This window comes from Actinomycetota bacterium, assembly GCA_040757835.1.
Classification (GTDB): domain Bacteria; phylum Actinomycetota; class Geothermincolia; order Geothermincolales; family RBG-13-55-18; genus SURF-21.
This window is the reverse complement of the sequence record JBFLWJ010000001.1, coordinates 332,735-347,392: the sequence shown is the minus strand read 5'-3', so window position 1 is coordinate 347,392 and position 14,658 is coordinate 332,735. Positions and strand designations below refer to the sequence as shown.

Genomic DNA, 14,658 nt, shown 5'->3' with positions numbered 1-14,658 from the left:
CTTGCAGATATACTGCTCGCGATGTCGCTCCGACCGACCCAGTAGTTCCTGGGCTAGCGGCAGCGCAAACGATTGCTCAGTCCTATCCCCGGATTTCGTGAAGAGGATTTTAATATAGTCGACACCCGGGCGGGATGCTGCTCCTTTTTCCACCCGTATGCACGTATCCGCTTATTTTCCACGAGAGTCGCTTCATATCGACATCATGATCTCTGGAAGGGGTGTTTTTACAAACGACACCAGCAGGCGCTTGTTCTATACAGCCGCCCGTATGGATGTTCCTCAGGATGCTTCGCGGGTTCGTTCGCTGCGGGCCAAGGGGCCGGTCAGGGAGTGAAGTCCTCGTCCATGATCTGCTCCGCCTTCTCCCGCAGCTGCTTGAAGTCGCGCTTGGAGCGGCTGCTCTCCGGCAGCAGTTTGTCGGTGGCGTTGAAACCCCAGCCCTCGTATTTAACCGCTATACGGGCGCTGAACACCCTTTTCGCCGGCGCCCCGCACTTCTCGCAGTCGGCCACCTTCTCGGCGTCCATGGGCTGCATGAGGTCGAAGGAATGCCCGCACTTCTTGCACCTGTACTCGTAAATGGGCAAAACGACTCACCTCCAGATAGACATTATAACAACATGCGCGGGATCGCGGTGCCTTTTCGCGCTGCGGGATGAGCTCACCGGTGGACGGCACGGAGGCGGGGCGCCCGGCCCTGCGCTCTCACCCGCGGTATCCATCGCCTTCATGTGGCTTTCCGTGGTAGCCTAACAGGGTAGAGTGACAGCCGTCTGTAAACGTAGTCGCGTTTTCGCAGGAGGGAGGAGACGAGATGGCTTACGAGACGTTGAGCATCGAGAAGAAGGACGGGGTCGCGGTCCTGACCCTCAACCGGCCCGAGACCCATAACGCCATGAACCACACCATGTTCCTGGAGTTGGGCGTGGCGGCCAGGGAGCTGCAGAACGACCCCGAGGTGCGGGCCGTGGTGATGACCGGGGCCGGCAAGTCGTTCTCCAGCGGCCTCGACCTGGGGAGCTTCGTCGGCCTGGGCCAGCTGAGCGCACTGCAGATCCACGGCTTCCTCAAGGACGTGCAGGGCACCTTCCTGGCCTATGAGATGATGGATAAGCCGGTGATCGCCGCCGTCAACGGCCTGGCTTTCGGCGGCGCCACGGAGATCATGCTGGCCTGCGACATCCGCATCGCCTCGGACGACGCCAAGTTCAACCTCATGGAGATCAAGTTCGGGATCATCCCCGACCTGGGCGCCTGCAAGCGCCTGGCCCGCCTGGTGGGGAACGGCCGCGCCAAGGAGATCATCTTCACCGGGGACACCATCGACGCCGACGAGGCCTACCGCATCGGCATGGTGGAGCACGTCTACCCCAAGGACCAGGTACTGCCGGAGGCCATGAAGCTGGCCCAGCGCTTGGCGGACGGGCCCATACTCGGCATCGCCCTGGCCAAGCAGGTCATCAGCAGGTGCTGGGACTCAGACCCGGAGACGGCGCTGGAGTTCGAGGCCATCGCCCAGACCCTGTGCCTGGTATCCGAGGACCACCAGGAAGCCATCAAGGCCATCGCAGAGAATAGAAAGCCCCAGTACAGGGGGCGTTAACTCTTAAGTTCCTGCAGCTCGATGCGGGCCAGGGTGCCGGCTTCGCCGTCGGGGTCCAGCTGCACGGCCTTGCCCAGGGAGAACTCCGCCTCCCCCTCTTTTCCCTGCTTGAGGAGGCTGGTCCCCAGGATGTAGTAGGCCCAGGGGTCTCCGGGGCAGAGCTCGATATAGCGGCGCATGCTCGCCTCGGCTTCCTCGTACTTCTCTCCCCTGGCCTGCAGCCTTCCCAGCGAGAACCAGGCCAGCGGGTAGTCGCCTCTGACCGCGAGGGCCCTGCCGTAATACTCCTCCGCCTCCTCGGGCATCTCCCGCATGGCATAGGCGGCCGCCAGGTTGCACATGGTCTCGATGTGTTCGGGGTGGAGGCCGAGGGCGCGCTCCCACACCTTAACCGCCTCGTCCCACATGCCCATGTGCATGGTCGCCACGCCGAGCAGGTTCAGGACGTCCGGCTCCAGCCCGCCGCCCTCGAGACGTGACTCCGCCCGCAGCAGCAGCCGCATGGCCTCCCCGTACCTGCCTTCCCCCAGCAGCAACTGGGCGGCGTTGGTGTAGGGCAGGGCGAAGCCGGGGTCAGCGGCGATGGCCTTGAGGTAAAAACGCAGCTTGGCTGAGGGGTCGGCGGCGATGCGCAGCGCATAGACGAAGTAGCCGACGGCGCGGTCCGAATGGGACAACCCCTCGCCTATCCTCTCCAGGCGCATCCTCCCGCCCGCGAGGCCCACCATCTCCACCAGGGCCAGAAGCATCTCCTCCACCAGGTCCTCCAGGGCCGCGGTGTCGATCTCCAGGGTCCCCGTCCGCACGTCGCCTTTTAGGGCGTCGAAGGTGAACCGCCTTTCCCTGGCGCCCTCCTCGTCGCCCGCCTTGAGTGCCACCAGCACGACCTCCATGCCCTCTATGAGCGGGCTGCCGTCCGGGGTGAAGTGGAGGGCCCCCCACAGGGAGATGTCCGCTCCGGTGCGCTGTGAGGCCTCCCTGACCTCATCCACCGAAAAGGTGCGGGTGAGGCTGAGGACTTCGCCGTCGCGCACCGGCGTGGTGAGGTCCAGGACCCGCAGGCCGGCCGCTTTCTGCAGGGCGTTTATGAGGTAGAGAGAAAGCATGTTCTCGACCATAGCCGGGACCTTGCCCACCGCATTGGTCGCGAACTGGAACAACGCTATGCTGATCGCTTTCTCATCCGCCTCGATGGCCATCTGTGCGCATGTTCCTTTCCTGCCGTGCCCGGCGCCTGCTCCTCCCATTGTAGCAAAGACGGCTTTTTGCCTTGCGTGCCGTCCCCTATGCGGCTAACCTAGGGTTTGAAGTGCGTCTTCGATACAGGCATACACTAGTGGAGGTGTTGCTCATGCAGCAGAACGTCGGCACCCTGGACAAGGTCGGCAGGGCCGCCTTCTCCGTGGCCCTCATCGCCATGGCCTGGAAACGCCAGGACAAGCCCGGCGTCCTGGCGGCTGTCCTCGCCGGGATGCTACTGTCCTCCGTCGGATCGGGCTTCTGCCCCCTCTACAAGGTCCTCAAGGTCAACACCGTGGGCAAACCCTTCTGAGCAGAGGGCATAACGGGGATTGATGTCTGGAGCGCTTGCCGGTGACTGGTCTCGTTGCGGAGCTGGCCCGGGACGGACTGGAGATGAGCATCAGGGGACAGTGGTCCCAACCATATATGGTAGCGGGTTGTGGCACGGGCCGGGGTTGACCCCAAACGTGCCAGGTAGCGGGTTGTGGCACGGGCCGGGGTTGACCCCAAACGTGCCAATTGAAAAAGGCCGCTTTCGCGGCCCTTTTCAATAGTGTTCCGGCAGCGACCTACTCTCCCACACGGTCCCCCGAGCAGTACCATCGGCGCTGGAGGGCTTAACTTCTGTGTTCGGAATGGATACAGGTGAACACCTCCGCCATGGCCACCGAGAACATTTATATTCTCTTTTCAAGATGCAGCTCTTCCTCGTACCTTCAAAACTGCACAGCAATCTCCGAGGTTTAAGACCAAGCCCTCGACCTATTAGTACCGGTCAGCTGCACACGTTACCGCGCTTCCACTTCCGGCCTATCAACCTTGTGTTCTACAAGGGGTCTTACCCGGTTTCCCGGTGGGAGAACTGATCTTAGGGCCGGCTTCCCGCTTAGATGCTTTCAGCGGTTATCCGATCCGAACGTGGCTAACCAGCCGTGCTCCTGGCGGAACAACTGGCACACCAGAGGTCCGTTCACCCCGGTCCTCTCGTACTAGGGGCAACTCCCTTCAATTCTCCTACGCCTGCAGCGGATAGGGACCGAACTGTCTCACGACGTTCTAAACCCAGCTCGCGTACCGCTTTAATGGGCGAACAGCCCAACCCTTGGGACCTACTCCAGCCCCAGGATGCGATGAGCCGACATCGAGGTGCCAAACCTCCCCGTCGATGTGGACTCTTGGGGGAGATAAGCCTGTTATCCCCGGAGTACCTTTTATCCGTTGAGCGACGGCTCTCCCACATGAATGCCGCCGGATCACTAGGCCCTGCTTTCGCACCTGCTCGACTTGTGAGTCTCGCAGTCAAGCTCCCTTCTGCCCTTACACTCTACAGCTGATTGCCGACCAGCTTGAGGGAACCTTTGGGCGCCTCCGTTACCTTTTAGGAGGCGACCGCCCCAGTCAAACTGCCCACCTGACACTGTCCCGCAACCGGATAACGGTTGTCGGTTAGAGCCCCAGCACATCAAGAGTGGTATCCCAAGGATGGCTCCACGAGGACTGGCGTCCTCGCTTCAAAGCCTCCCACCTATCCTGCACATGATGAACCAAAGCCCAATATCAGGCTGCAGTAAAGGTTCACGGGGTCTTTCCGTCCTGCTGCAGGTAGCCCGCATCTTCACGGGCAATGCAATTTCGCCGAGTCCCTCGTTGAGACAGCGCCCAAGTCGTTACGCCATTCGTGCAGGTCGGAACTTACCCGACAAGGAATTTCGCTCACGTGTTCCCCATGTCGCCATGGGGCGTGGACTATATCTTCATCTTCCCAGGGGAAGATGGCCGGCGTGTAGTCTCTGAGGGGTCACTAGGACTTCCCTGCTGATTGTCCGCACTCCAAGGATTGTCACTGCCTCCCCGTTGGAGGCGAGTACCTGGAGATACTCGGGTGTTCCAGCATATAGCCGGCTGCACCGTCACCGTCACCGATGACGGGGGCAACGATAGTCACCTTAGGCACTTGTTGTTACTCCCAGCTCATTCGGGCTGGTGGCCAGGTCATTTCTGCCTGGCTCTCCATGTCGCCATGGAGGTCGGACTATATCTTCACTCAGCGTATCTGGCGTATTTCATCCTACTCGGCTCTCGCATTCGACTGTTCACTTTCGCTGAGCGCCTGGCGTGTAGTCTCTGAGGATTCCAGGAATCGCGATGGTTTCCGGCGGTTCATGCTCTGCGATATCGTCGCAATGAGCTTGAGACCGTCCAAATCGTGGTGCTCATACCGCTTTATAAGGTCTATGACCTCGGCGAACTTCTCGAAGTCCGCCCTTTTCGCGGTTATCAGATGGTGTTCCTCGAAGAAAGGCACGATGACCTCACTCAGATCCGAAAGGCTTCTGACGCAGTACCTTGCGACATCCTCACGATGGTTGTCCTTTCTGCGGTTCAGATAGATCATTCCACATTTGAAGTAACTTCTTATAACATGCAGGGCTTCGACGCCTCTGCATCCCTGAGTCACTACGAACTCCGGAAAGACCTGCCATCCAAGAGACATTGTCCGGTTACGAAAAACGCTTACCGAAAACGTCCCTTCGCCATCCACAAACCCCACTATCCAATCGGCAATCCCTGGTCTTTCCTGCTGATTGTCCGCACCCGTCGCATTTTTACCTATCTTCTTCATCATGCATATCACCACTATTAATATAGCGGCTCCTGCTGACAGGTAGCGCGGGATACTCGGGTTTTCCAGCATATAGCCAGGTTTTGTAACGGCCCATGAAGATAGACCGTTATAGTTACGGCCGCCGTTCACCGGGGCTTAGGTTCAAAGCTTCGCGTGCCGGCCGAAACCGACCGCTAACCCTTCCCCTTAACCTTCCGGCACCGGGCAGGCGTCAGCCCCTATACGTCGTCTTACGACTTTGCAGAGACCTGTGTTTTTAGTAAACAGTCGCTTGGGCCTGTTCACTGCGACCCCCTCACGCTTAGGGAGCGGATCCCATCACGCTAACGGGGTGCCCCTTCTCCCGAAGTTACGGGGCTAATTTGCCGAGTTCCTTAACGAGGGTTATCTCGATCGCCTTAGTATTCTCTACTCGCCCACCTGTGTCGGTTTGGGGTACGGGCACCAGACAGCTCCCTAGGGGCTTTTCTCGGCGGCATGGATTCGGCGACTTCCCCTAAAAGCGGGTCGGCATCGCGCCTCAGGCTTGTGTGCCGCCAAGCATTTGACTCGGCAGCGCCCTACACGCTTACCCGCGGTCGACCAGCGCCGCGGTTCGCTTATCCTTCCGCGTCCCCCCAATCGGTCAAGCACTGACTGGTGGTACCGGAATATAAACCGGTTGTCCATCGACTACGCCTCTCGGCCTCGCCTTAGGTCCCGACTAACCCTGGGTGGATTAACCTTCCCCAGGAACCCTTGGGCATTCGGCGGACGGGTTTCTCACCCGTCTTTCGCTACTCATACCGGCATTCTCTCTTCCCTGCGGTCCATCGATGAATCCCATACGGGAAACCCTTACGGGTCGACTTCGCCCCCCAGGGAATGCTCCCCTACCCATCATGCCCGAAGGCACAATGCCGCAGCTTCGGTATCGGGCTTGAGCCCCGCTACATTATCGGCGCGAAACCACTTGACCAGTGAGCTATTACGCACTCTTTCAATGGTGGCTGCTTCTAAGCCAACATCCTGGTTGTCTGGGCAATTTCACATCCTTTCCCACTTAGCCCGAATTAGGGACCTTAGCTGGCGGTCTGGGCTGTTTCCCTCTCGACCATGGAGCTTATCCCCCACAGTCTGACTCCCGGGTTCTGGAGCCATGGCATTCGGAGTTTGACTGGGTTTGGTAACCGGTGAAGGCCCCTAGTCCAATCAGTGCTCTACCACCATGGCTGAACACCCGAGGCTAACCCTAAAGCTATTTCGGGGAGAACCAGCTATCTCCGAGTTTGATTGGCCTTTCACCCCTACCCACAGGTCATCCCCTCCGTTTTTAACCGAAGTGGGTTCGGTCCTCCACGAGGTCTTACCCTCGCTTCAACCTGCCCATGGGTAGATCACTCGGCTTCGGGTTTACGGCACGCAACTGAATTCGCCCTGTTAAGACTCGCTTTCGCTTCGGCTCCGGGACTATCCCTTAACCTCGCTGCGTACCGGTAACTCGCCGGCTCATTCTACAAAAAGCACGCCATCACGGCCCGTAGCCGCTCTGACGGTTTGTAAGCATACGGTTTCAGGTACTATTTCACTCCCCTCCCGGGGTACTTTTCACCTTTCCCTCACGGTACTGGTTCACTATCGGTCGCCAGGGAGTATTTAGCCTTGCGGGGTGGTGCCCGCAGATTCCGACGGGATTTCCCCGGTCCCGCCGTACTCAGGATACCCTCCGGGAGATCCATTCCTTTCGCCTACGGGGCTGTTACCCTCTGTGGCGGATCTTTCCAGAATCCCTCGACTAGAAATGGATTTTGTAACTCCCCGGTGCCTCCGCAACGACACCTGGAAGGTCCTTCAACCCCTGACGGACAACGCTCGCGGGCTATCACATCCGCCAGGTTTGGGCTGTTCCCGTTTCGCTCGCCGCTACTCAGGGAATCGCGGTTGCTTTCTTTTCCTCGGGGTACTTAGATGTTTCAGTTCCCCCGCTTGCCTCCTCACGCCCTATGTGTTCAGGCGTGGGTGCTGGCGCATTACCACCAGCAGGTTCCCCCATTCGGAGATCTCCGGATCAAAGCCTGTTAGGCGGCTCCCCGAAGCTTATCGCAGCCTGCCACGTCCTTCATCGGCTCCTGGCACCTAGGCATCCACCGTATGCTCTTAGTAGCTTGGTTAAAACAACCTCTTCGATCACTGTGCAGTTTTCAAGGTACGATTCCGAGCTAAGAGCGCACCATAATGGTGCGCCCAAAAAGACATCCTATAATAATTATAAGCCCGCGGTCAATAGCTATTCCACGACCTTTTCGTGCTTTTTTGACCTTTCCGTCGCTCAGCTTTCCTTCATCTTGATGAAGGCACCGGCTATGGGCGCCAGGGAAAAGACAATGGCCAGTATCCATACTATCCAGTTCATCTTCACGAACTCCCAGTCCCCTGGACGGATGACGATGGCCAGCAGGGTGAAGAAAGTCCCTACAATTGACCAGACCATGTAGATCATTCCAAGAGGAAGGTTGATATCGATGAAGTTAGCCATGGCATTGATTATAAAGAATCCCGCGAATATCAAGAGGAAGATATAGATGATCATGGGCCAGTTTTGATAGCTTCCCCTTCCGGTTCCCCCACCGAATCCGAATACCTCGACTTTGTACCAGGCAAGAAACGTGAATATCATGGTGATGAGCGCGCCGCCCGCCACGATGATATCTGCTATCGGCAGGTTGGAGGTGTCCAGCTGCACCTTGGGGGGACCCGCAGGTGCCTGCGGAGGCTGTCCCGGCGGCGGAGGGGGCGGCTGCATTCCTCCCGGAGGGGGTCCTGGCGGTTGCTGTACCATCATAGGCTCCTTTCTTCCCAGTTCAAACTGGATCGAATCGTGATCTTACCGACCAACCGTCGTCTTCGGTCACCGTGCCAACGAATTCCCCGCAGTCGAGGTCCTTAACACTATATTTTTACCACATCGCGGCGCTTCTAACTCTCCTTTTATCGAGTTTCACGCCGCATGACCGGTATCGTCCGGATCGGGTTGCCCCCCGGGTCCGCGATCGCACCGGCCACCAACCCATTTCCGCACATAAATAATTCGGCGCCCATGAACCCATTCCTTCAAAACTAAACAGCGCACGTCGAGAGAAGGATACTTGGTTCGCCGTAGTCAATACGGCGTTTCCCTAGAAAGGAGGTGATCCAGCCGCACCTTCCGGTACGGCTACCTTGTTACGACTTCACCCCAATCGCCGACCCCACCTTCGACAGCTGCCTCCCCAAAGGGGTTAGCCCACCGGCTTCGGGTGTTGCCGACTTTCGTGGTGTGACGGGCGGTGTGTACAAGGCCCGGGAACGTATTCACCGCGACATTGCTGATTCGCGATTACTAGCGACTCCGACTTCATGAAGGCGAGTTGCAGCCTCCAATCCGAACTTAGACCGGCTTTTTGGGATTCGCTCCACCTCGCGGTATCGCAGCCCTCTGTACCGGCCATTGTAGCACGTGTGCAGCCCAGGGCATAAGGGGCATGATGACTTGACGTCATCCCCACCTTCCTCCGGTTTGACACCGACAGTCTCGCATGAGTTCCCGGCATAACCCGCTGGCAACATGCGATAAGGGTTGCGCTCGTTGCGGGACTTAACCCAACATCTCACGACACGAGCTGACGACAGCCATGCACCACCTGTGCACGCGTCCCGAAGGAGGACCATGTTTCCATAGTTTTCGCGCACATGTCAAACCCTGGTAAGGTTCTTCGCGTTGCGTCGAATTAAGCCACATGCTCCGCCGCTTGTGCGGGCCCCCGTCAATTCCTTTGAGTTTTAGCCTTGCGGCCGTACTCCCCAGGCGGGGCACTTAATGCGTTAGCTTCGGCACGGAGGGATTTGGTAACCCCCCACACCTAGTGCCCATCGTTTACGGCTAGGACTACCAGGGTATCTAATCCTGTTCGCTCCCCTAGCTTTCGCTCCTCAGCGTCAGTACAAGCCCAGGAAGCCGCCTTCGCCACCGGTGTTCTTCCCGATATCTGCGCATTTCACCGCTACACCGGGAATTCCACTTCCCTCTGCTTGACTCTAGCCTGCCAGTATCGAGTGCAATTCCTCGGTTGAGCCGAGGGCTTTCACACCCGACTTAACAGACCGCCTACGAGCTCTTTACGCCCAGTGATTCCGGACAACGCTAGCCCCCTACGTCTTACCGCGGCTGCTGGCACGTAGTTAGCCGGAGCTTCCTACCGAGGTACCGTCACGGACAAGTCCGCTTCGTCCCTCCTGACAGGACTTTACAACCCGAAGGCCTTCGTCGTCCACGCGGCGTCGCTGCGTCAGGCTTTCGCCCATTGCGCAATATTCCTCACTGCTGCCTCCCGTAGGAGTCTGGGCCGTATCTCAGTCCCAGTGTGGCCGTACACCCTCTCAGGCCGGCTACCCATCGTCGCCTTGGTAGGCCGTTACCCCACCAACAAGCTAATGGGCCGCGGGCTCATCCCGAAGCGGAAGCAAAGCAACCCTTTCTTGGTCCCATCATGCGGTGAAACCAAGGTATCCGGTATTAGCACCGGTTTCCCGGAGTTATCCCGGTCTTCGGGGTAGATTACCCACGTGTTACTCACCCGTTCGCCGCTGACCTGTCCCATCTCCGAAGAGACGGGGTCGGTCCGCTCGACTTGCATGTGTTAGGCACGCCGCCAGCGTTCGTCCTGAGCCAGGATCAAACTCTCCAAAGAAAATGCAGTCCTTGCGGACTTACATGCTTTTGAAGTGTGTATCCAGGCTCCATACTGACCGTGTCCCACCTTGCGGTGGATACGGACGGAATTGATTGGAGCTCATTTTCTCTCTCTGTTACGCTGTTTAGTTTTCAAGGAACACGGTACGAGCACCGAATTACACAATGCTACAAGGTAGCACCCATGTTATAGCCTGTCAATGAAGCGGCATCAAAAAGGCCGCTCTTCCAGCGGCACCCAGACTTAAGACCCCCCAACAATCCCTAAGTATCCGGAATACCGCCTCCTTTATCAATCGGGATAAAACCCGGCGGCTCTGCCGCAAACTTCATGATAACACTCGAAAAATGCCATGTCAAACGGGGTTTTTTGCGCCCCTCAAGCCCTTATCCTGCGAAAATGGCGCTTGCCCTTCTGGATAACCGATCCGTCAAGCTCCTTCGCGCTCAACATTAAGTCCGCATCCTCCACCACCACATCCCCCAACTTCACGCCCCCCTGGGAGACGAGGCGCCTGCCCTCGCTGGTGGAAGAGGCCAGGCCGGCGAGGACCAGGAGCCGCGGTAGCCATATCCTCCCCTGCTTGAACTCGCCGGGGCCGATGGCCACCTCCGGGATGTCCTGCGGCTGCTCCCTCTCCACGTGCACGCGGTCGAAGGCCTGCTCTGCCTCGCGCGCCGCCGGCTCGCCCCAGTAGAGGCCGACCACCTCCGCCGCCAGGCGCCTCTTGGCCGTGGCCGGGTGCAGGGTATCCGCCTCCAGCTCGCGCAGGATGGCGTCCACCTCGTCGGGCCCCAGGGCCGTGGTGAGCCTGAAGTAGTCGGGCATGAGCTCGTCGGCAAGGGACATGAGCTTTCCGAACATCTCCTCGGGCGGATCGGTAAGGCCCACGTAGTTTCCCAGGCTCTTGGACATCTTCTTCACCCCGTCGAGGCCCACCAGGATGGGCAGGGTGAGCACGCTCTGGGGTTCCTGCCCCAGCACCCGCTGCAGCTCCCGCCCTGCCAGGAGGTTGAATATCTGGTCGGTTCCGCCGATCTCCACATCCGCCTCCAGGGCCACAGAGTCGTAGGCCTGCATCACCGGGTAGAGAAACTCGTGCAGGCCGATGGAGACGTTCTCCGCGTAGCGCTGGGAGAAGTCGTCCCGCTCCAGCAGCCGGGCCACGGTGAAGTGCGCGGTGAGGCGCAACAGCTCCTCGAAGTTTATGGGCGCCAGCCAGCGGCTGTTGTAGTCGAGGACCGTCTTTTCCCTATCCAGGATGCGGAACGCCTGCTCCGCGTAGGTGCGCGCGTTGGCCTTGACCTCCTCCACCGCCAGCTGGGGCCGGGTCACGTCACGCGCCGACGGGTCGCCGACAAGGGCGGTGAAGTCCCCGATGAGCAGGATGGCCGTATGGCCCAGGTCCTGGAACTGCCGCAGCTTGCGCAGGGGGACGGCGTGGCCCAGGTGCAAGTCGGGGCGGGTGGGGTCCACCCCGAGCTTGACCCTCAAGGGGCGGTCTTCAGCGATGGCCCTCTTCACCTTTGACGCGAGGTCTCCCTCGGGCAGGCATTGCGCCGTCCCCGAGAGGATGACCTTCATATGATGCTCTGGATCCTTGACCAGGGCCATGCGATGTCTCCCTTCACGTCGAGACAAGGATACTTCAAGCACGCGCGAGTGGTAAAGGGAGCGGGAGCTGGAGATCGAGCCGAGGCGATCATGCATGCCTTGCGGGACTTCACGCGACTCCGACAATCCCGGCCGCAAGAGGAAAAGGACGCCGGGCGGCGAAGGAAGTTCCAGGTTAAAGGGAACAAAACGTCCTTCCGAGGATGTCAAACGAAGAGTAAAATCTTAGCAGGAAGCGGAAGTCCGACATAGTTGTTCGGGGTGTTCGATGCGGATATTCTTGCGCATAGCCATGGTCTTCGTGCTATGCCTTGCACTACTTGCGGGCGGCTTCTTCTTCTGGTTCTACACCGGCATGGGACTCCCCCGCCTGGAGGACCTCGAGAACCACCAAATGGCCCAGACCTCCAAGATCATCGCAGCCGACGGCACGATCATCACCGAGCTGCACGGGGAGCAGAACCGCGAGAACGTGACCCTGGACCAGATCTGCCCCGCCCTCGAGAACGCCGTCATCGCCATCGAGGACGAACGTTTCTACCAGCACGGCGGCGTTGACTGGGAGGCCATCGCCCGTGCCTTCTGGACCAACGTGGTGCAGGGCAAGGTGGTGCAGGGCGCTTCCACCATCACCCAGCAATACGTCGACATCGCCCTGGCGGGGCGGGAGAGGACCTACTGGCGGAAGATCGAAGAGGCGCGGTTGGCGAACCAGCTGGAGCGGCGCTACTCCAAGGACAAGATCCTCGAGATGTACTTGAACGAGGTCTATTTCGGCCAGGGGTGTTACGGCGTCAAGACGGCCTCCCAGACCTTCTTCGGCAAGCCACCCTCGGATCTGACGCTCGAGGAGGCGGCGTTGCTGGCCGCTGTTATCAGGATCCCCAACTACTACTCGCCTTATCTAAACATCGAGGCCGCAAAGGAGCGGCGCAACGTGGTCCTGGACAAGATGGAGGAGCTGGGTTATATAACCGCGTCCCAATGCGCGGAGGCCAAGGCCAGGGAGGTGGTCGTGCAGCCGGTGGCGGAGGAAGCCCCCAGCCCCATCGCCCCATATTTCGTGGAGTACGTGAAGAAATACCTCTATAACGTCTTCGCCGCCGACCCCGACCTGCGGGCAAAGTTCGGCGACCTCTCCCCTGACGACATCATCTTCCGCGGCGGCCTGCGCGTCTACACCACCATCGACCCTAACCTGCAGAGATATGCCGAGGAGGCCATAGCCGATACCCTCGACCAGCCGGGCGACCCCAGCGCGGCCATCTGCGCCGTAGACCCCCGCACGGGCGAGATAAAGGCCATGGTGGGAGGCAAGGACTACAGCGACCAGCAGTACAACATCGCGGCCCAGGGGGGCCGGCAGCCCGGTTCCGCCTTCAAGCCCTTCGTGCTCACCACCGCCATCAGCAATGGCATCTCCCCCTACAAGTCCTACGATTCCTCCCCCACCACCCTCGAGTTTCCAGACGGCACCAAGTGGAAAGTGGGAAACGCCGAGGGGTCGAGCTACGGCACCATCAACGTCTATACCGCCACCGTGCGCTCGGTGAACGTGGTCTATGCCCGCATCATCAGGGACGTGGGGCCGCAGCGGGTGGCCCAGATGGCCCAGGCCATGGGCATCACGTCCACCGTCCCGCCCTATCCTTCCATAGCCCTGGGCACCTGTGAGGTAAATCCGCTGGAGATGGCGAGCGCCTTCGGCACCCTGGCCAACAACGGCACCTACGTCCCGCCCATCTGCGTGAACAAGGTGACGGATGCGGAAGGCAACGTCATCTTCGAGAACAATCCCAAGGGAAAGCGCGTGGTACGCGAGGACGTGGCCGCCGTGGTCAACTCCATCCTCCAGGACGCGGTGAGATACGGTACGGGCCGTGCCGCCCGCATCGACCGCCCGCAGGCGGGCAAGACCGGCACCACCGACGACTACGCCGACGCCTGGTTCTGCGGCTATACCCCCGACCTCTCCGCTGCCGTGTGGGTCGGCTATCCCCAGGGCCGGGTGTCCATGCGCAGCGTGCACGGCATCACCGTCTATGGCGGCACCTTCCCCGCCCAGATCTGGAGGAAGTTCGCTGAAAAGGCCCTGGCCGACGTGGCCCCCACCGACTTCCCCGAGGCGGAGTTCGGGGGCGAGGATGAGGATGAGTCGGAGTGGGTCTCGGTGACCGTATGCACCGATAGCGGTATGAAGGCCACCCCCTTCTGCCCCCACACCGAGACCAGGTCCTACCGGCGCGGCGAGGAACCCACGGATCCCTGCACCATCCACAACACCCAGACGCAGCGGGTCACCGTGCCGGGGGTCGCGGGCATGACCGAGGCGGGCGCCGTGGCCGCTATCCGCGGAGCAGGGCTGAACCCTTCGGTGAACTATGCCTATTCGAGCGTGGTGGCCAGGGGGATAGTGATCACCCAGTCACCCCTCGCTGGGACCTCCGTGGTCACCGGGTCGTCGGTATCCATCACCGTGAGCCAGGGTTCCTCACCGCAATCCAGCGTGCCCGGCGTGGTGGGAATGAGCGAGACCGCCGCCAAGGAGACCATCACCGCGGCCGGGTTCTCGTACAAGGTGGTCTACAGCCCGGCGGATGCGTCGCAGGTAGGGATAGTCATCAGCCAGTTCCCGGGGGCGGGAGCCACGGCCGCGCCGGGATCCCAGATCATCATCACCGTCGGCAGTTCTCCCTAGGGTCTTCTTGTTTGTTGCGTTCCACCAGAGGCCGTTAACTCGACCCGGGTCAGGCTTCTTGTTTGTTGCATTCCATAAATGGCTGCTACTCCGATCCGGGCCGTACGAATGCAAGAAACAAGACCCCCAAACGGAGAGCCCGTTTCTCCATGGATCCGGCGCC

General features: G+C 60.0%; 7 protein-coding genes and 3 rRNA genes. 3 read left to right on the top strand and 7 right to left on the bottom strand.

What is annotated here, in order from left to right; genetic code table 11:
• Window positions 1-326: 326 nt before the first annotated feature.
• Window positions 327-590, bottom strand: coding sequence for a zinc ribbon domain-containing protein (locus AB1384_01530; protein ID MEW6552951.1), 264 nt, complete (start codon window positions 588-590; stop codon window positions 327-329).
• 227 nt (window positions 591-817) lie between these two features.
• Between AB1384_01530 and AB1384_01525 the strand changes: the two genes are divergently transcribed.
• A complete protein-coding gene (locus AB1384_01525) occupies window positions 818-1,606 on the top strand; it encodes an enoyl-CoA hydratase/isomerase family protein (GenBank protein ID MEW6552950.1) in 789 nt (262 codons plus the stop codon).
• Here the strand turns inward: AB1384_01525 and AB1384_01520 are convergent.
• Window positions 1,603-2,805: a tetratricopeptide repeat protein gene (locus AB1384_01520; GenBank protein ID MEW6552949.1), complete on the bottom strand. Its 1,203-nt coding sequence runs from the start codon at window positions 2,803-2,805 to the stop codon at window positions 1,603-1,605. The genes AB1384_01525 and AB1384_01520 overlap by 4 nt on opposite strands.
• A 152-nt stretch (window positions 2,806-2,957) precedes the next feature.
• On the opposite strand from AB1384_01520, the gene AB1384_01515 reads away from it, so the two are divergent.
• On the top strand, window positions 2,958-3,158 hold the full coding sequence (locus AB1384_01515; GenBank protein MEW6552948.1) for a DUF2892 domain-containing protein: 201 nt from the start codon (window positions 2,958-2,960) through the stop codon (window positions 3,156-3,158).
• 246 nt (window positions 3,159-3,404) lie between these two features.
• On the opposite strand, the gene rrf is transcribed toward AB1384_01515, so the two are convergent.
• From rrf to tyrS, 5 genes are all read right to left on the bottom strand, one after another.
• Window positions 3,405-3,520, bottom strand: a 5S ribosomal RNA gene (rrf, locus tag AB1384_01510).
• Between the two features lie 73 nt (window positions 3,521-3,593).
• Window positions 3,594-7,624, bottom strand: a 23S ribosomal RNA gene (locus AB1384_01505).
• Window positions 7,625-7,782: 158 nt separating this feature from the next.
• Window positions 7,783-8,196: a hypothetical protein gene (locus AB1384_01500; protein ID MEW6552947.1), complete on the bottom strand. Its 414-nt coding sequence runs from the start codon at window positions 8,194-8,196 to the stop codon at window positions 7,783-7,785.
• A 437-nt stretch (window positions 8,197-8,633) separates the two neighbouring features.
• Window positions 8,634-10,180 (bottom strand): 16S ribosomal RNA (locus AB1384_01495).
• Together the 16S, 23S and 5S rRNA genes form the textbook arrangement of a ribosomal RNA operon.
• 381 nt (window positions 10,181-10,561) lie before the next feature.
• Window positions 10,562-11,797, bottom strand: a complete 1,236-nt coding sequence (tyrS, locus tag AB1384_01490; GenBank protein MEW6552946.1) for a tyrosine--tRNA ligase — start codon at window positions 11,795-11,797, stop codon at window positions 10,562-10,564.
• A gap of 268 nt (window positions 11,798-12,065) precedes the next feature.
• Here tyrS and AB1384_01485 point away from each other — a divergent pair, with 268 nt between their 5' ends.
• On the top strand, window positions 12,066-14,495 hold the full coding sequence (locus AB1384_01485; GenBank protein MEW6552945.1) for a PBP1A family penicillin-binding protein: 2,430 nt from the start codon (window positions 12,066-12,068) through the stop codon (window positions 14,493-14,495).
• Window positions 14,496-14,658: the final 163 nt, after the last annotated feature.